The organism is Mesorhizobium ventifaucium, from assembly GCF_935822925.1.
In the GTDB taxonomy this organism is placed as follows: domain Bacteria; phylum Pseudomonadota; class Alphaproteobacteria; order Rhizobiales; family Rhizobiaceae; genus Mesorhizobium; species Mesorhizobium ventifaucium.
This window is the reverse complement of the sequence record NZ_CAKXZS010000003.1, coordinates 205,311-223,097: the sequence shown is the minus strand read 5'-3', so window position 1 is coordinate 223,097 and position 17,787 is coordinate 205,311. Positions and strand designations below refer to the sequence as shown.

The window sequence follows — 17,787 nt, the reverse complement described above, 5'->3', positions numbered from 1 at the left end:
ATGATACGCACCGTCGCCACCAAACCCTACCTGGACCAGAAGCCCGGCACGTCCGGGTTGCGCAAGAAAGTGCCGGTGTTCCAGCAGGAGCACTATGCCGAAAACTTCATCCAGTCGATCTTCGATGCGCTGGACGGGTTTGAGGGCAAGACCCTGGTGATCGGCGGCGACGGCCGCTTTTATAACCGCGAGGTCATCCAAAAGGCCATCGCCATGGCGGCGGCCAACGGTTTCGGCAAGGTGATGGTCGGGCAGGGCGGCATCCTGTCGACGCCGGCCGCTTCCAACATCATTCGCAAATACAATACCTTCGGCGGCATCATCCTGTCGGCCAGCCACAATCCGGGCGGCCCGCGCGAGGATTTCGGCATCAAATACAATGCCGGCAATGGCGGCCCGGCACCGGAAAAGCTGACCGACGCGATCTTCGTCAAGACCAAGATGATTTCGAGCTTCAAGATCGCCGACATCGGCACGGTCGATCTCGACACGATCGGCACGGTCGAGGCGGGCGGCATGACGGTCGAGGTGGTCGACCCGGTCGCCGATTATGCCGAGCTGATGGAAAGCCTGTTCGATTTCGATGCCTTACGCGCACTGTTCAAATCGGGTTTCCGCATGCGCTTCGACGCCATGCATGCCGTGACCGGTCCCTATGCCAAGGAAATCCTGGAAAACCGGCTCGGCGCGTCGAAAGGCACCGCCCGCAACTTCGTTCCCCTGCCGGATTTTGGCGGCCACCACCCGGACCCGAACCTAGTCCACGCAAAGCACCTCTATGACGAGATGATGCGACCGAACGCGCCGGATTTCGGCGCCGCTTCCGACGGCGACGGCGACCGCAACCTGATCATCGGCAAGGACATTTTCGTCACCCCGTCGGATTCGGTGGCCATCCTCGCCGCCAATGCTCATCTGGCGCCGGGCTACAAGGCCGGCCTGAAAGGCATCGCCCGCTCGATGCCGACCAGCGGTGCAGCCGACCGCGTCGCCGAAAAGCTCGGCATCGGCATCTATGAAACGCCGACCGGCTGGAAATTCTTCGGCAATCTGCTCGATGCCGACATGGCAACGATCTGCGGTGAGGAAAGTGCCGGAACCGGCTCCAACCATGTCCGCGAAAAGGACGGGCTGTGGGCCGTGCTTTTGTGGCTCAATATCCTCGCTGCCCGCGGCGAAAGCGCCAAGCAGATCGTCACCGAGCACTGGGCCGCCTATGGCCGCAATTACTACTCACGCCATGACTACGAGGAGGTCGAGACCGACCGGGCCAATGCGCTGGTCGACGAATTGCGGGCCAAGCTCGCTTCCTTGCCCGGCACCAGCGTGCGCGGCATGAAGATCGCCAGCGCCGACGATTTCGCCTATCACGACCCGGTCGACGGCTCGATCGCGAGGAACCAGGGTATCAGGGTGCTGTTCGAAGGCGGATCCCGGGTCGTCTTCCGTCTCTCCGGCACCGGTACCTCGGGGGCGACGCTGCGCGTGTATATCGAGCGCTACGAGCCGGACCAGTCCAGGCACGATCTCGACACGCAGGCGGCGCTTGCCGATCTGATTGCGGCAGCCGACGACATTGCCGGGATTCGCAGCCATACCGGCCGCGCCAAGCCGAGCGTGATTACATGAAGCTGGCGCGGCGCGCCTTTCCTTCTCCCCTTGTGGGAGAAGGTGGATCGGCGCGTAGCGCCGAGACGGTTGAGGGGTGTTGGACGGATCGCCGTAGGTGCCAGGCTGGAGCACCCCTCATCCGTCGCCTTCGGCGACACCTTCTCCCACAAGGGGAGAAGGGGGAGCCAACCCGCCAACCCCTCAAATTGTTTACGATCTGTTGCTGTGAGTGCGCGTGACCTCGCTCGGCGCCACCGTCACCCGCGAAGGCATTCGCTTTGCCGCATGGTCCTCGTCGGCTCGGCGCATCTGGGTCTCGATCTTCGACGATGAAGGAACCCGGGAGATCGACCGGCTCGAACTCCAGCCGGAAGGCGAGGGCGTTCACGCGCTTTTCGTTGCCGGCCTCGCCGCCGGCACCCGATACGGGTTTCGCGCCGATGGCGACTATGCGCCAGAGATTGGGCTTTGGTTCGATCCCGACAAGCTGCTGATCGACCCCTATGCCGTCGAAATAGACAGGCCCTATGTCTATGACATCAGGCTCGCCGCGCGCCGGGGCGAGGGCACGGACACTGCGCCGCTGCTGCCGAAGGCAATTGCCGCCACCCTGCCGCAGCCGGTGCCTGCCTTGCCGCCGCTGTTCCAGCCCGGCGGCCTGATCTATGAAGTGCCGGTGCGCGCCTTCACCATGCTGCATCCGGCCATCGCGAAGCCCCAGCGCGGGACGCTTGCAGCGCTTGCCCATCCGGCTATCGTCGAGCATCTGAAAAAACTCGGCGTCGGGGCGGTCGAACTGATGCCGGTGACGGCATCGATCGACGAGCGGCATTTGCCGCCGCTCGGGCTGCGCAATGCCTGGGGCTACAATCCCGTGACCTTCATGGCGCTCGATCCGCGCCTGGCGCCCGGCGGTCTCGCGGAATTGCGGCAGACGGTTGCCGCGCTGCGTGAGGCCGGCATCGGCGTCATCCTCGATCTTGTCTTCAACCACACCGGCGAAAGCGACAGGCTTGGACCGACGCTGTCGCTGCGCGGCCTCGACAGCCGCACCTACTACCGGCATCGGCCGGACGGCAGTCTGATCAACGACACCGGCACCGGCAACACCGTCGCTTGTGATCATCCGGTTGTCCGGGAAATGGTCCTTGACACACTTCGTCACTTTGTCTGCCATGCCGGCGTCGATGGTTTCCGCTTCGATCTGGCGCCCATTCTGGGGCGGGTCGATGGCGCGTTCGACGCCGCTGCGCCACTGCTCATGGCTATTCGGAACGACCCAGCCGTTGGTGACAGGGCGCTGATCGCCGAGCCTTGGGATATCGGCCCGGACGGCTATCAGCTTGGCAATTTTCCGCCGCCCTTCCTCGAATGGAACGACAGATATCGCGACGACATCCGCCGGTTCTGGCGCGGCGATAGCGGCATGGTCGGCGCGCTCGCCACCCGGCTTGCCGGCTCGTCCGACGTGTTTGCCAAGCCGGGCCAGCAGACGAGCCGCAGCGTCAATTTCATCGCCGCGCATGACGGCATGACGCTGGCCGACATGGTTGCCTATGAGCGCAAGCACAATGAGGCCAATGGCGAGCAGAACCGCGATGGCCACGACGACAATCTGTCCTGGAACAATGGCGTCGAGGGCGAGACCGGCGACCGGGCGATCGTTACGGCACGTTTCGATGACCGATGTGCGCTGCTGGCCACGCTGTTTGCCTCGCGCGGCACGATCATGCTGACCGCCGGCGACGAATTCGGCCGCACCCAGAAGGGCAACAACAACGCCTATGCGCAGGATAACGAGATCACCTGGCTCGACTGGGCCGGGCGCGATCAGGCGCTGGAACAATACGCTGTTTTGCTCGCCGCGATGCGTCGTTCCGTGCCGGCGCTTTCCGACACGCGCTTCCTGACTGGAGAGCCGCCGCCCGGATCAGAAAAAGCGGACGCGGTCTGGCTCACTGAAACCGGCACGCCGCTCGACGAGGCAGGCTGGCACGATCCGGCGCGGCGCCGCCTGGTCTTGATGCTCGGCGGCGATGATCGCCGCCTTGCCGCGGTCATCAATGGCGATCGCCGGGCGTGTATGTTCACGTTGCCGGAGCGCGACGGATTTCGCTGGGAGCCAGCCATCGAAACACCGGGCGGCGCAGCCGGAATTTCACGGCCGGTGCCGGGGCGAACGGTGATTTTCATGATCGAACACGAAGCCGGGCAGGCTCAGATAAAGGAGAACCCGAGTGGCAAGTGACCACGCCGAGTGGTGGCGCGGCTGCGTCATCTACCAGATCTACCCGCGCTCCTTCCAGGACACGACGGGGGACGGCAGTGGCGATCTGCGTGGTATCACATCGAGGCTGGCGCATGTCGCATCGCTGGGCGCCGACGCCGTCTGGCTGTCGCCCTTCTTCAAGTCGCCGATGGCCGATATGGGCTACGACGTGTCCGACTACACAGCCATCGATCCGATGTTCGGCACATCAGAGGATTTCGACGCGGTGGTCGCCGAGGCGCACCGTCTCGGCCTGAAAGTCATTATCGACCAGGTCCTGTCGCATTCGTCCGACCGGCACGAATGGTTCATCGAAAGCCGTACGAGCCGCGATAACCCCAGGGCGGATTGGTATGTCTGGGCCGATCCGAGGCCCGACGGCACCGCGCCCAACAACTGGCTGTCGGTCTTCGGCGGCCCCGCCTGGGAGTGGGACGCGACCCGCAGGCAGTATTACATGCACAATTTTCTCGCCTCGCAGCCGGACCTCAATTTCCACAATCCGGAGGTTCAGGACGCCTTGCTGGAAACGGTGCGGTTTTGGCTGGAGCGCGGCGTCGACGGGTTTCGCCTGGATACAGTCAACTACTATGTCCATGACCGCTGGCTGCGCAGCAACCCGCCCCTGGCGTCAAGTGTCGCAGGCACCAACACCGAAACCAATCCCTACCTCTATCAGGAGCATTTTTTTGACAAGACGCAGCCCGAAAACCTGGCTTTCCTCAAACGTTTTCGGGCGCTGCTCGACGAATATGAGGGCCGCGCCGCTGTCGGCGAGGTCGGCGACGAAGCCCGCTCGTTGCAGACGCTCGCCGCCTACACCGGCGGCGGCGACAAGCTCGACATGTGCTACACTTTCGACCTGCTCGGCCCGCAATTCTCGGCGGCGCATGTGCGTGGATGCGTGGAAGCATTCGAGAGTGCTGTCTCCGACGGCTGGGTCTGCTGGGCGTTTTCCAACCACGATGTCGTTCGCCATGTGACGCGATGGACAAGGCCCGGCGGCGATCCCGAAAGGACGGCGAAGTTCTCCGTCGCGCTGCTGTCATGCCTGCGTGGATCGATCTGCCTCTATCAGGGTGAGGAACTCGGGCTGGAGGAGGCGGAATTGGCGTTCGAGGATCTGCGCGATCCCTATGGCATCCGCTTCTGGCCGGGGTTCAAGGGCAGGGATGGCTGCCGCACGCCGATGGTGTGGGAGAAAGGCGCCAACAATGCCGGTTTTTCAATCGGCAGGCCGTGGCTTCCAATCCCGGAAAGCCATCGCGCCCGCGCGGTCGATATCCAGAACGGCGAGGAAAAGTCAGTTCTGGCCAGTTACCGGGCTACACTGGCCTTGCGCAAGCAGCATGCCGCATTGGTACAGGGTTCGATCCGCTTTCTCGATGCCGAAGGCGATGTGCTTGCTTTCATTCGCGAAGGCGGCGGCGAGAAGCTGCTGTGCGTCTTCAATTTCGCCGAGGAGCCGGCCAGCTGGCTGTTGCCGCAGGGGGTCGGTGTCGCAGAGACGGTCGACCTTGGCGCTGGTGCCGCCTTGCAGGAAAAAATTCTGTCGCTGCCGCCCTTGGGCTGCTTTCTCGGACGAGCCGGCTGATCTCTCTAGCTCATTGAACAAGCACGGAGCGCCCGCAAGTCGCGCCCATGACCCGGACATCGGCCTCGCCGACGCGCACGCCCAGCGCCGCAAGCACGTTGTAAACCAAGTCGTCGACAGGCGCCGTCACTGTGTTCAGAGCCGCCACCACTGCCGGCTTCACGGTTCCAAGCAAGGCGGTTACATCAAGCCCGAGGCCCAGCGCACTGACCGAAAGCGACAAATTGTTGACCAGCGAAGTGGTGAGAGATTGCGTCAGGTTCTTCGTCGAGGCGTTCTTTATCGTCTTGCTTGCGATGTCGGTGCTGTTGAAGGTCAAGATCGTCGGATCGTTGTTGGCGATCTCAACGGCTGCAGAACCATTCACGCCGATCAGATTGAGGGTGAGAAACAGAAGCTTCACGCTGACCTGCGCGATTTCGGCATTTTGAAACGACTGTGGATTGCTGAAATCGGCGAAGGCGGAGGGGCTGTTGTCGGCATCGCTGGCGCCAAGGTGCAGCGAGGCAAGGCCCGGACGTGCGGCAATGGTAACTTTCAAACTGTCGGGGTGCCCCGTCGGGCAGCTGATGTCGGTCAGCTTGGCTTCGGCAGAGGCCACCTCGACATGCAGCGGCAGTTTGACGGCCAGCAGGCTGATGCCGCCACCGAGAGTCGCATTGCTGCCGCCGACGGACGCCACCAGCTTGATCCGCGTCTGCGCCGTACGCACCACGGCACCTTTCTCGCCGATTGTCAGCCAGGGCGAGAATTGTGCAGGTTCGCCGATTGCAATGGCAAGCGTGGTGGAGGGAAGCCCCGGAATGGTGGCTCCGAGATTGAGCTCGACCTGCTTCGAGCCGTTGGCCAGTGCAGCAGCGGTGGTCAGCATGCCCATGGCGCTGGCGTCGACCGAAAAACCGGGCGACTTTTGCCCGAGGCCCAACTGGCCAATTGATCCAAGATCGACAAGATGATTGAGCGGTATCTTGACCGTTCTGGTGGTCCTTGACGCGATTGTCTGCAAAGCAAGCTTGCTGGTGCTGCCAACGGGTGAAACATTAGCCATGGCGGTCGCTATCTGGCCCACAGTCGCCTTCGAAGCCAGCACCTCCGAATAGCTGACACCTGTCAGTTGCAACTGAACGGCTAGCGCGTCGAAGAACGAAAGCAGGTTGATGTCGGCAGCGATCAGAGCGTTGTAGTCCATGACGCTGAGCGAGATGTTGCCGCCCAGGAGGCCGCTGAGAAGCGAGTTCAAGATGCCGCCATTGACGCTGAGAAGCCTGGATCCGACCGAGAACATCGCCTGCGGCGCTATGCTGGCCACGGCTTGGGTGCCGATCACCGGCGTAGGGATAAGCGAACTCGCGAAATAGCGGGCAGGAACCTTTTTCAGCGTGACATGGACGGCGTTGTAGGGCGTATTGCCGGCCTCGAAGCGCTTGTCGACGCCGAGCGACGACTCTGCTGAATATCGGCCGGGGGTGACCGACACGATAGTCTTTCCGAGGGCAGGGGTGATCGTCTGCCCTGCCTTCTGAACAACGATACCCGGCATTCCGTTGTCGCCGAGCGTGGTCACCACCGCGGCCTCAATGTTGTTGATGTTGGAGGCGGCGGTGATTGCCGCCAGATCGGTCATTGCCTGGGCTTCCCGGCGCTCCACATAGATCGAACCTTCATCGATGGCGAAAGCAGCCAGCGCCAGCGCGAAAGGTGCGCACAGCGCCGTCATGACGGCGAAGTTCGCCTTCAGGTCGCCAAGCATCGAGCGGGCGGCCCGGCCGATCCTGCCCGCCAAAGTTTGCGACATTCAGATGCCTCCGACCCGGATTGTCGACTGGCGTGAGATCGTGGTGCCAGGCATTGGCAGCGCCGGGAACAGATTCCAGACCGGCAAGTTGCGGGCATCATATTGGATGGACACGACGAACTGGTTTCCGTCGGCCGTGCTGTCCTTGGCCTGGTAAGTCAGCTTGTCGGAATCGACGAAGGGATATCCCGCGGCATTGGTGGTGACGAAACTGGTCACCAGCGCCTGGCGCTCGCCTTCGTTCAGCCCGGCAATTGCCGTGCGGGCGGCGTCCGCTGCGATTTGCTGCACCGAATGGCTCGCACCAAAATAGATTCCATATGCAACCATTCCGAGTAATAATAAGATGAAAATCGGCGAAAGCATCGCGAACTCAATCGCGGAAGTTCCGGACTGCTCTCTAAACTGGCACAATTTGCGTCTTAACTGGCGCATTTTACGCCGTGGTATAGAGATTGTCTTAGTTTCTATGCTGTTCATGTCCTTCGCCCATCGGGACATACCGGAGCCCTCGCAAGATGTAACCCGTGGTTGCTTAAAGGCGGCTTAAGACATTTCGACAAAGTGGAATCGACGACAGATTCTTGCCGAAAACGAGTGCTTGAAGCGGAGAAAAGGAGCCGAACCCATGGTTTCGACTGCTGTTCTGCCGATCGCGCAGTGGCTGTCGCTGCGCCTTACTTAGGGTGACCTCACGAGTCTGTTGAAACAAAAAAATCGCCACGTTACTGTTTGGCCACCAGCTGCCGGAAAGGGAACCGGCGGCGCGCTCAAAGGGGCCATCTAATCGGTTTCGGGGCGTCAACACTCAAGAGGCGTAGCGCAAGGGCCGCCTCGACAGGGAGAACTTCATGCTGAAAAACATGCTGAAGGCGACGGTGTTCGCCACAACCATGGCTTTGGCCGCCGGCACGTTCTACACACCAGCCTTCGCCGAGGTCGTCTACAACAGAGGCACCGCTGCCGAATCGGAGTCACTCGACCCGCACAAGACCTCGACGATATACGAAGCCGCTGTTTTGCGTGACCTGTTCCAGGGGCTGGTCATGCAAGACCAGAAGGCGAACGTCATTCCGGGCGCCGCCGAAAGCTGGACGGTATCGGACGACGGCACCGTCTACACCTTCAAGCTGCGCAAGGACGGTGTCTGGTCGGATGGTAGCCCGGTGACGGCAGATGACTTCGTCTACGCTTTCCATCGGCTGGAAGATCCGGCCACCGGCGCCGAATACGCCTCGATGCTCTATCCCGTGAAGAATGCCGAGGAGGTGAACACCAAGAAGGCGAAGCCGGAGGAGATGGGCGTCAAGGCAATCGACGCAAATACTCTGGAAGTGACGCTGAAGGCGCCGACGCCCTATTTCCTTGAAATGCTGACCCACCAGGCGACCTATCCGGTCAGCAAGGCGTCTATTGACAAGCTCGGCGCCGATTGGATCAAGCCGGGCAATTTGGTCTCCAACGGCGCCTTTACCTTGGCGGAGTGGGTTCCCAACGACCACATCAAACTGGTCAAGAATCCGAAATTCTGGGATGCTGCGAGCGTCAAGCTCGACGTCGTCAACTACATCCCGACCGAAGATCGTTCGTCGGCGATAAAGCGCTTCGAGGCCGGCGAACTCGACAGCTATGACGACCTCCCGACCGAGCAGCTCGCCGACCTCAAGGCCAAGTTTGGCGATCAGATTCGCGTTGGGCCTTACCTCGGCACCTACTATTTTGCGATCAAGACCGACAAGGCTCCGTGGGACAACGTCGAACTGCGCAATGCCATCTCCATGGCAGTCGACCGCGATTTCCTTGCCGAAAAGGTCTGGCAGAACTCAATGCTGCCCGGCTATTCGATGGTGCCTCCAGGCATTGAGGGCTATACGCCGGCAATGGCCAAATACGCCGACATGTCGCAGATCGACCGCGAGGATGAGGCCAAGAAGGTACTCGAGAAGCTTGGCTATACGCCCGAGAAACCGCTGAAGATGGAAATCCGCTACAACACGTCGGAAAACCACAAGAACACTGCAGTCGCCATCCAGGAGCAGTTGAAGCCGCTCGGCGTCGAAATCACGCTGCTCAACACCGACACCAAGACCCACTACTCCTTCCTTGAGCAGAAGGGCGACTACGACGTGGCGCGTGCCGGCTGGATTGCGGATTACAAGGATCCGGAAACCTTCCTCGGCATCTCCCGCAAGGCAAGCGGCAACAACTATTCGGGCTACAACAGCCCGAAATTCGAGAAGGCCATGGACGAGGCGGCCGCCGCCGGCGGCAAGCCTGAAGAGCGCATGAAAGAACTCGCCGAGGCCGAGCGCATCCTCGTCGATGATGTCGGCAACATCCCGCTTCTCTACTATAGCTACAAGGATATCGTTTCTCCGAAGCTTCATGGCTTCGAGGATAACGTCATGGATGTGCATCCGTCCCGCTTCATCTCCAAGGACTGATCTCCTTGGCCGGACTGCCGCTCCTTTACAGCGCCGCGCGTCCTTTGGGACGCGCAAAGGACGCTTTGATTTACGCCTGATCGTTTTCCGAACTTCGGTTCGGGGTTATGCGTTAGGGGCGGCGGTCCCGGTTTGCAAGCAAAGCGGGGAACCGATGCTGCGTTACGTATTCCGGCGGCTCCTGACCGCCATCCCGACGCTTTTGGTCATCGTGACCATGGCGTTCTTCCTGATACGCGTCGCGCCTGGCGGCCCGTTCAATCAGGAGCGGGGCCTGAGCCCCGAGATCAAGGCCAATCTCGAAGCGCAGTTCGGCCTCAACGACCCGCTCTGGCTGCAATATGTCCACTATCTCGGCAATCTGCTGCGCGGCAATTTCGGTCCGAGCTACAACATGCCGGATTTCACCGTCGGCGAATTGTTTGCCAGGGGCCTGCCCGTTTCGATCCAGATCGGCGCCTCGGCCCTGATCCTGGCGCTGCTGCTCGGCTGCCTCCTCGGCACCATTGCCGCGCTCAACCAGAACAAGCTTGCCGACTATTCAGTGATCGCTCTGGCGACCGCCGGCAGTACCATTCCGACCTTCGTCATTGCGCCGGTTATCCAGCTTCTGTTCGGTCTGACCTGGAAACTGCTGCCGATCGGCGGCTGGGGCGATGGCGCCCTGCTCAACAAGATCGGTCCTGTGCTGACCCTCGCCTTGCCGCAAATCGCCATCGTCGCCCGCCTGATGCGTGGCTCGATGATCGAATCATTGCGCTCGCACCACATTCGCACCGCACGTGCGCTCGGCCTGTCGGACTGGTCGGTGGTCGTCAAGCATGCGCTGCGCGGTGCCATATTGCCGATCGTCTCCTTCACCGGCCCGGCGGCGGCGGCACTGCTCACCGGCTCGATCATCGTCGAGACGATCTTTTCCATTCCCGGCATCGGCCGCTATTTCGTCGAGGCCGCGCTCAACCGTGACTACACGCTGGTCATGGGCACCGTGGTGGTCATCGCGCTGTTCACCATCGTCTTCAACCTGATCGTCGACGTCATGTATGCCTTCGTCGATCCGAGGGTGCGCTATGACTGACATCGTAGCCACCGCTCCGGCTGTCGTTGGCCGTTCCCTGTGGGGCGATGCCTGGGCGCGCCTCAAGGCCAACCGCGCCGCCATGTTCAGCCTGTACTATCTTGCCTTCATCGCGATACTCAGCGTGTTCGGACCCTCTTTGGTGCCGCATCGATACACCACCATCTACGCCGACTATGTGCGCATGCCGCCGAGCTTGTCGGCCTATCCGAAGCCCGACAAGATAGAAACCGCGCTCAACGAGGCGATCAAGCGCATGCGTGTCGACATCAAGCAGTGGCGGCAGGAAGACAATCGCATCTTCGTCACCGTCACATCGCACAAGCCGATTGACGACCGCAATGTCCGCTACCTCGATCGTTCCGACGCCTTCGACAACACCAAGATAGAGAGCAAATCGGCTGACGGCCTTGAAGCGGTAATGAGCGCTTCAATCAGGCAGCAGTATTTCCTGTTCGGCACCGACAATACCGGCCGCGATCTCCTGTCGCGGACGCTGATGGCCGGGCGCATCTCGCTGGCCATCGGCCTGCTCGCCGGGGTCGTGGCGGGCGTCATCGGCGTGCTCTACGGCGCTGCGGCCGGCCTTGCCGGCGGCAAGGTCGACGAGGTGATGATGCGCATTGTCGATGTGCTCTATTCGCTGCCGTTCATTTTCTTCGTCATTATGCTGGTGGTGTTCTTCGGCCGGAACTTCGTGCTGATGTTCCTGGCGGTCGGCGCCGTGCTGTGGCTCGACATGGCGCGCATCGTGCGCGGCCAGGCGCTGTCGATCCGGCGGCAGGAATATGTCCAGGCGGCGGAGGCGATGGGCGTCGGCCAGCGCGGCATTCTGATCCGCCACGTCATTCCCAACCTGCTTGGCCCAGTGGTTATCTATATGACGCTGCTGGTGCCGCAGGTCATCATCCTGGAGAGTTTCCTGTCCTTCCTCGGGCTCGGCGTGCAGGAACCGATGACCAGCTGGGGCGTGCTGATCTCGACCGGCTCCAAGAACATCGGCACCGCCAACTGGCTGCTTTTGTTCCCAGCCTTTTTCCTTGTCTCGACGCTGTTCGCGCTGAATTTCGTCGGCGACGGCCTGCGCGACGCGCTCGACCCCAGGGATCGTTGAGATGGACGCTTCCGAAACGATCCTCAGCGTCAAGGACCTTCGCGTCCGCTTCCGCACGCTTGACGGTGTGGTCGAGGCGGTCAAGGGCATCAACATCCACGTCAATGCAGGCGAAACCGTTGCCGTGGTCGGCGAATCCGGTTCCGGCAAAAGCCAGACGATGATGGCGGCGATGAGCCTGCTGGCCTCGAACGGCGAGGCGACGGGCGTCGTCGACTATCGCGGCCGCAACCTTTTGACACTGAGCAAGTCCGAGCTCAACCAGGTCCGCGGCCGCAGGATCAGCATGATCTTCCAGGAGCCGATGACCTCGCTCGATCCGCTCTATTCGATCGGCAACCAGCTGATCGAACCGATCCGCCGGCATCGTGGGCTTGGCGCGGCGCAAGCACGCGAAGAGGCGCTCAAGCTCTTGCGGCTGGTCTATATTCCCGATCCCGAGCGGCGGATGAAATCCTATCCGCACGAATTGTCGGGTGGCCAGCGACAGCGGGTCATGATCGCCATGGCGCTGGCCAACGACCCCGACATACTGATCGCAGACGAACCGACGACCGCGCTCGACCTGACCATCCAGGCGCAGATCCTCATGCTGCTCGCCGAACTGCAGCGCAAACTAGGCATGGCGATCGTCTTCATCACCCACGATCTCGGCATTGTCCGGCGTCTTGCCGACCGCGTTTATGTCATGCGCTATGGCGAAGTCGTCGAGGAGGGCGAGGCGGAAGCGATCTTCGTCAATCCTCAGCATGCCTATACCAAGATGCTGTTGGCCGCCGAGCCGACCGGAATCAAGGCGCCGCCACCGCCAAATGCGCCCGTCCTGCTCGAAGGCAGGAATGTCGAGGTGACCTTCAAGATCGGCGGCGGCTTTCTTGCCGGAGAGCCGCTGATCCTGCGCGCAGTCGATCACATTTCGATCCGGCTCAAACGCAACCAAACCATCGGCATCGTCGGCGAATCCGGTTCAGGGAAATCGACGCTCGGCCGAGCCCTGCTGCGGCTCCTGCCAAGCGATGGCCTCATCCGCTTTGGCGATCGCGATATTTCCGCCGCCGACCGCCAGGCCATGCGGCCGCTGCGGCGCGAATTGCAGCTGGTCTTCCAGGACCCATTCGGTTCGCTGTCGCCGCGCATGACCGTCGGCCAGGTCATCACCGAAGGGCTTCTGGTGCATGAGCCGATCCTGTCGGGCAGGCAACGCGACCTGCGCGCCGTCGAGGCCTTGCGTGAGGTCGGGCTCGATCCGAATGCGCGCAATCGCTACCCGCACGAATTCTCCGGCGGCCAGCGCCAGCGCATCGCCATCGCGCGGGCGATGATCCTCAAGCCCAAGGTGGTCGTCCTCGACGAGCCGACGTCGGCGCTCGATCGCTCCGTCCAGAAGCAGATCGTCGAATTGCTGCGCAAGCTGCAGGCCGACCATGAACTGTCCTATCTGTTCATCAGCCACGATCTCGCCGTCGTGCGTGCCATGGCCGACTACATCATCGTCATGAAGCAGGGCAAGATCGTAGAGGAAGGGCCGACCGAGGCGATCTTCAGCAATCCGCAGGCTACCTACACGCAGACACTGATGGCCGCGGCCATCGACGTCACACGGTTTCGCTTGAGTGCATAGCGCGACCGGTCAGCAGTGGATGGTCGTTGAAGGTCCCCGAGGCGAATAGACCGTCGTCTGCAGCCACGGCTGCCATGGCTTCGATCTCGATCATCGCCTCGGGCGTTTAGAGCGCCTTGATCTCGACGATCGTCTCAGCCGATAGGGCTTGGAAAACTACTTCCGGCGGAGTTCAACGACCTCCTTGAACTTGCTCATGTCCTGCGCTGGATTCAACATAACGCCCGAAGTTGTTCAGGATCGCCTGCCAGCCGTCACGCTGCATGTCGATGGAGTTCTGCGTCTCGGCATCGAATATGGTCGTCACCTTCGTACCGTTCCCTGCGGCTTCGAAGGTCGTACGCGCCTTGCGCCCGTCGCTCATGGCGAATGCGATCGCCTTGTACGGCTCAACCTCTTCGTACACCGCCTCGAAATCGAAGCCGAAACTGCCGTCCTTGGCTTCCATGCGCGCCTTGTAGCCGCCGCCCACCTTTAGATCGGCTTCCGCGCTTGGGCAGCACCAGTCGTCGGAAGCGAAGTTCCACCGCGTGATATCGCCGGGCGTCGTGTAGGCCTCCCAGACGCGTTCGATTGGCGCGGCGATCGTGGTGGCAATGGTGATCTGCTGGTTGGTCATTTTTGGTTTCCTTGTCGTCGCAGTCGGATGAGATCACGCAGACGGTTTATTGCGTAATTTCGGGCTCGACGAGGTTAGCAAGCTTGCGCAGCGACTCTTGCCAACCGAGATAGCATGCCTCCACGGGGATCAGATCGGGCACGTTCTCCTGAACCACCGTCATTTCCGTTCCGACTGAAACGGCCGTCAGCGTGACGGTCACTTTCATCTCGCCCGGAAGGTTCGGATCATCGAACACATCGGTGTAGACGAGCGTCTCGCCGGGGACGAGTTTCAGATAGGTGCCGCCGAAGGAATGGCTGTGCCCGGTCGTGAAGTTTCGAAAGGACATTCTGTGCTTGCCGCCTTCCTTCGCCTCAAGCTCATGGACCGTACAGGTAAAGCCGAAGGGCGGGAGCCAACTCGCGACCGCGTCAGGTTCCAGAAATGCGCGGTAGACCTTTTCGGGTTTCGTGGCGAGAACCCGGTGCAGTTTAACGGTGTTGGGCATGATCATCTCCATTCGTTGAGTTCCCCAGGGCGTTGTTGCCGTGGATCGGGTTAGCCTGCTGCTGCGGCTTCCAGCGCCGCGATATCGATTTTCTTCATCGTCATCATCGCCTCCATCGCGCGCTTGGCCTTGGCGCGGTCGGGACTGGTCGTCAGTTCCATCAGCCGCTTCGGCGTGATCTGCCAGGAGAAGCCCCACCGGTCCTTGCACCATCCGCAGGCGCTCTCGCTGCCGCCGTTTCCAATGATCGCCTTCCAGTAGCGGTCGGTCTCTTCCTGATCTTCGGTCAGCACCATTAGGCTGACGGATTCGTTCGCCTTGAAATTCGGGCCGCCGTTCAGGCCTAGAAATGACTGGCCGAGCACCGTGAACTCGACCGTCAGTTCATTGCCTTCTTTGCCGCCGGGATAGTCCGACGCGGCCGCATTCAGCCGATCCAAATGGCTGTGGGGAAAGGTGGCGGCATAGAATTCTGCCGCCTTGCGTGCTTCGCCGTGGTCGAACCACAGGCAGGTCACGAGTTTCGTCATATCTAATCTCCTCGGTTCTTGGGGGGTATTTGTTTCGCGCAGCGTCTGCCAGACCTCAGTCGAACAAGCCCTTGGGCGCGCCTCGCCGGCTAGAACGGGACCGATGAGCGCCATCATAAGGTCGGCCTGGATCACACCGTCCGCAGATGTGTTCGATGATCTAAACTCTCTCACGGGTATTTCACCTGCTGGTTTCGTTGCTTCCTGTCCCGAGGACGAACAGGTGGCGCGCCTCCCGACAGCCAACCTTACTTTTTTGCCACGCGGCAGGCCCACCTAACCCGAGTCGATCCCTCCAACCGCCGGTTGGTAAGGGCGGGTCGGCGTAGGGCCGGGCCGTTTGCTTCAGCACCGGTTGTCCATATCACGAGGTGTTCGTGGAGAAGGCGCTTGAGGTCCTCGACGCGTTGATGCCCGCAGTTTTCGCGGAAACAAACAACAACCTAAAGCGCGCCGCATGGGGCCGGTCAAACGCGACGCGCTTTAGACGCCCGCCTTCGTCGAAGGTGCTGGTGCACGCTGATCGGCTGCATCGCCTTCCCGAGCAGGCCGGTTCACGGCAAGCACCGACAATTCATGCCGGCGCCCATCTCGCGCGGTCCACATGATCGACTGTCCGGCCGAGAGGCCGATCAGGGCCGTGCCGATCGGCGTAAGGATTGAAACCTTGCCTTCGGAGATGTCCGCATCGCCAGGAAAAACCAGCGTAACCGTTTTCGCGTCACCGGTATCGGGCTTGAACGTCACCGTCGAACCCATCTGGACGGCGCCCGCGGAGATCAAACCATCGGAAACGATGCGCGCTCGCTCGAGTTCGGCGAGCAGTTCATCGGAAGCCTTCGGATTTCGTGCTGCCACGGTGCTCGCAAGCGCCGATAAACGCGCATGGTCCGATTGTGAGATGCGGATGGTCGGCTTGCGCCGAGCCTTCATGTTATCTTGCATTTTCGAATACTCGTATTCTCAGTTGAGCGGGCTGCCTCAAGCATGGTGGACCGGCCGATTAGAGACAGATCTTGCTCAAAGCTCATGCTCCAGAGCCGGTGCTGGCCTGCATACGTTCGATGTCGATTTCATGTGCTTGCCCCTCGGCCCGGGGCGCATGGCAGCCGAGCCGGGGGTTACGATCCCGCGATGGGGCAAACCCGGAAAAGAAAATCGCGACGGATCTTTTCTGTGGCGTTCATATAACCATAACTGGTGACGAGATCGGGGAAGTCAAGACGACCCTGGTAGCAAGGCGCGGCCTTCAGCCTTCTTCGGCAGATGCCCTCGAAGTTCATGCCCGACGGCGGTCGTGATCTGGTTCGCCGACCTCATGAAGCAACTCTGATGCTGATCCCGGTACCATCGTGTGATGCCAAGCCGGAACAATTCGACAGCCGGTGAGTTTTCAGGATGAAGGGCGATCTGTTTCGGAGGAAACTGGGATGAAACGCGTCCTTGCCCAAAACGCTGTACGGCTGATGCTGGGCGGCGTAACTGCCTGTCTGCTTACGGTCGTTGAGATACCCAACCCGGTGGCGCCATTGTCGCTTGTGTCCGAGGCGAGGGCTGCCACCGACGTTTCCATTTCGATCAGCACATTCTACGATGAGCTGTCTTCCCACGGTGATTGGGTTTCGTACCGGGGAGCGACCGTTTTCGTCCCGGTTGATGTACCTGACGATTGGCGTCCGTATACAATTGGACATTGGGTCTATACCGAGCAGTATGGCTGGCTCTGGGTGTCCGACGAGCCGTTCGGCTGGGCGACCTACCATTACGGCCGCTGGGGCTATGCCGACGACATCGGCTGGTACTGGGTTCCCGGCACTCGTTGGGCGCCAGCATGGGTGAGTTGGCGGCGCGAAAGGGAGCACATCATCTGGGCTCCGCTGCCGCCGCGCCGCGATCCCGATTTGATTTCAATCGAGGTGACCGTCGACACCACGCCGGATTTTTACTGGGTCGTGGTCCCGACCCGCGAATTCCTTGCTGATGACATTTCTGTCGTCGTTATCCGTGATGAGCCGGAGTTTGTGCGCATTGTCGAGGCGGCCGAGCCGGCCGGCGACGTGACGATCCAGAACAACGTGGTGATCAACAAAGTCATTGACGTTGATGTGATCGAGAAGGAGACGAACCAGCAGGTGACTGTCGTCGAGGTCAGTGAGACGGAGGCGCCCGAGCAGGCCGGCAAATTGGAAAACAATACGGTCACGGTCTTTGAAGGTGAAGTGAAAGCCGATCCCGATGCCAAACCAGCTGAGCTCAAAGACATCGAGGAGGTGAAGCAGGTTCAGGCAGGCCGGAAATCGAAGCCGACCGAAGGCGCAGCAACGACCGAACAGGCGCCGGCGACCGACGAAGAGGTTGGGCCGGAAGAGACCGCCAAGCCTGAGAAGCCGACGACCGAGGAGCAACCGGCCGCCGAGCAGCAGCAGGCCGAGCCGGAAGAGACGGCCAAGCCTGAGAAGCCGAAGGCCAAGGAGCAGCCCGCCGCCGAGCAGGAGCAGGCCGAGCCGGAACAGACGGCCAAGCCTGAAAAGCCGAAGGCCAAGGAGCAGCCCGCCGCCGAGCAGGAGCAGGGCGAGCCGGAACAGGCGGCCAAGCCTGAGAAGCGGAAGGCCAAGGAGCTAC

General features: G+C 61.3%; 14 protein-coding genes. 8 read left to right on the top strand and 6 right to left on the bottom strand.

The genetic code is table 11. The features are described from left to right. The 3 genes from NMG70_RS02900 (at position 1) to bglA (ending at position 5,474) form a co-directional block, all read left to right on the top strand. Positions 1–1,629 carry an alpha-D-glucose phosphate-specific phosphoglucomutase gene (locus NMG70_RS02900; RefSeq protein ID WP_254023128.1) on the top strand — a complete coding sequence of 543 codons (1,629 nt, stop codon included), beginning with the start codon at positions 1–3 and terminating at the stop codon, positions 1,627–1,629. A gap of 217 nt (positions 1,630–1,846) precedes the next feature. Further along, positions 1,847–3,859: a glycogen debranching protein GlgX gene (gene glgX, locus NMG70_RS02895; RefSeq protein ID WP_254023127.1), complete on the top strand. Its 2,013-nt coding sequence runs from the start codon at positions 1,847–1,849 to the stop codon at positions 3,857–3,859. Beyond that, complete coding sequence (bglA, locus tag NMG70_RS02890) at positions 3,849–5,474, top strand: beta-galactosidase BglA (RefSeq protein WP_254023126.1); 1,626 nt, start codon at positions 3,849–3,851, stop codon at positions 5,472–5,474. Before glgX ends, bglA begins: the two co-directional genes overlap by 11 nt. Positions 5,475–5,484: 10 nt before the next feature. Here the strand turns inward: bglA and NMG70_RS02885 are convergent, their stop codons facing one another. Both NMG70_RS02885 and NMG70_RS02880 read right to left on the bottom strand, forming a co-directional pair. Further along, a complete protein-coding gene (locus tag NMG70_RS02885; RefSeq protein WP_254023125.1) occupies positions 5,485–7,269 on the bottom strand; it encodes a pilus assembly protein TadG-related protein in 1,785 nt (594 codons plus the stop codon). Further along, a complete protein-coding gene (locus tag NMG70_RS02880; protein ID WP_254023255.1) occupies positions 7,270–7,704 on the bottom strand; it encodes a TadE/TadG family type IV pilus assembly protein in 435 nt (144 codons plus the stop codon). It abuts the gene before it with no gap. Positions 7,705–8,120: 416 nt separating this feature from the next. Between NMG70_RS02880 and NMG70_RS02875 the strand changes: the two genes are divergently transcribed. The 4 genes from NMG70_RS02875 (at position 8,121) to NMG70_RS02860 (ending at position 13,526) form a co-directional block, all read left to right on the top strand. Beyond that, entirely contained in the window at positions 8,121–9,713 is a 1,593-nt protein-coding gene (locus NMG70_RS02875) for a peptide ABC transporter substrate-binding protein (protein WP_254023124.1), read from the top strand. 154 nt (positions 9,714–9,867) lie between these two features. Beyond that, a complete protein-coding gene (locus NMG70_RS02870; RefSeq protein ID WP_254023123.1) occupies positions 9,868–10,791 on the top strand; it encodes an ABC transporter permease subunit in 924 nt (307 codons plus the stop codon). Further along, complete coding sequence (locus NMG70_RS02865; RefSeq protein WP_254023122.1) at positions 10,784–11,905, top strand: ABC transporter permease; 1,122 nt, start codon at positions 10,784–10,786, stop codon at positions 11,903–11,905. Before NMG70_RS02870 ends, NMG70_RS02865 begins: the two co-directional genes overlap by 8 nt. Before the next feature lies 1 nt (position 11,906). Next, complete coding sequence (locus NMG70_RS02860; protein ID WP_254023121.1) at positions 11,907–13,526, top strand: ABC transporter ATP-binding protein; 1,620 nt, start codon at positions 11,907–11,909, stop codon at positions 13,524–13,526. A gap of 172 nt (positions 13,527–13,698) precedes the next feature. Here NMG70_RS02860 and NMG70_RS02855 read toward each other — a convergent pair whose 3' ends face one another. The 4 genes from NMG70_RS02855 to rnk form a co-directional block, all read right to left on the bottom strand. After that, positions 13,699–14,145: an SRPBCC family protein gene (locus NMG70_RS02855; RefSeq protein ID WP_254023120.1), complete on the bottom strand. Its 447-nt coding sequence runs from the start codon at positions 14,143–14,145 to the stop codon at positions 13,699–13,701. A gap of 46 nt (positions 14,146–14,191) precedes the next feature. Beyond that, the gene (locus NMG70_RS02850) at positions 14,192–14,635 is read right to left on the bottom strand and encodes an SRPBCC family protein (RefSeq protein ID WP_254023119.1); all 444 of its coding nucleotides are present in this window, start codon (positions 14,633–14,635) and stop codon (positions 14,192–14,194) included. Positions 14,636–14,685: 50 nt separating this feature from the next. Next, on the bottom strand, positions 14,686–15,165 hold the full coding sequence (locus NMG70_RS02845; RefSeq protein ID WP_254023254.1) for a VOC family protein: 480 nt from the start codon (positions 15,163–15,165) through the stop codon (positions 14,686–14,688). A gap of 483 nt (positions 15,166–15,648) precedes the next feature. Next, positions 15,649–16,110 carry a nucleoside diphosphate kinase regulator gene (gene rnk / locus NMG70_RS02840; protein ID WP_254023118.1) on the bottom strand — a complete coding sequence of 154 codons (462 nt, stop codon included), beginning with the start codon at positions 16,108–16,110 and terminating at the stop codon, positions 15,649–15,651. A gap of 485 nt (positions 16,111–16,595) precedes the next feature. Here rnk and NMG70_RS32805 point away from each other — a divergent pair. Beyond that, positions 16,596–17,787, top strand: a 1,192-nt coding sequence (locus NMG70_RS32805) for a DUF6600 domain-containing protein (RefSeq protein ID WP_367185483.1), incomplete at its 3' end; no start/stop codon positions are given.

Excerpts from the sequence above, each read along its gene's own strand:
- NMG70_RS02900 (WP_254023128.1), top strand. The coding sequence starts at position 1 with ATGATACGCACCGTCGCCACCAAACCCTACCTGGACCAGAAGCCCGGC.
- NMG70_RS02885 (WP_254023125.1), bottom strand. The coding sequence starts at position 7,269 with ATGTCGCAAACTTTGGCGGGCAGGATCGGCCGGGCCGCCCGCTCGATG.
- NMG70_RS02880 (WP_254023255.1), bottom strand. The coding sequence starts at position 7,704 with ATGCGCCAGTTAAGACGCAAATTGTGCCAGTTTAGAGAGCAGTCCGGA.
- NMG70_RS02875 (WP_254023124.1), top strand. The coding sequence starts at position 8,121 with ATGCTGAAAAACATGCTGAAGGCGACGGTGTTCGCCACAACCATGGCT.
- NMG70_RS02870 (WP_254023123.1), top strand. The coding sequence starts at position 9,868 with ATGCTGCGTTACGTATTCCGGCGGCTCCTGACCGCCATCCCGACGCTT.
- NMG70_RS02865 (WP_254023122.1), top strand. The coding sequence starts at position 10,784 with ATGACTGACATCGTAGCCACCGCTCCGGCTGTCGTTGGCCGTTCCCTG.
- NMG70_RS02860 (WP_254023121.1), top strand. The coding sequence starts at position 11,907 with ATGGACGCTTCCGAAACGATCCTCAGCGTCAAGGACCTTCGCGTCCGC.
- NMG70_RS02855 (WP_254023120.1), bottom strand. The coding sequence starts at position 14,145 with ATGACCAACCAGCAGATCACCATTGCCACCACGATCGCCGCGCCAATC.
- NMG70_RS02850 (WP_254023119.1), bottom strand. The coding sequence starts at position 14,635 with ATGCCCAACACCGTTAAACTGCACCGGGTTCTCGCCACGAAACCCGAA.
- NMG70_RS02845 (WP_254023254.1), bottom strand. The coding sequence starts at position 15,165 with ATGACGAAACTCGTGACCTGCCTGTGGTTCGACCACGGCGAAGCACGC.
- rnk (WP_254023118.1), bottom strand. The coding sequence starts at position 16,110 with ATGCAAGATAACATGAAGGCTCGGCGCAAGCCGACCATCCGCATCTCA.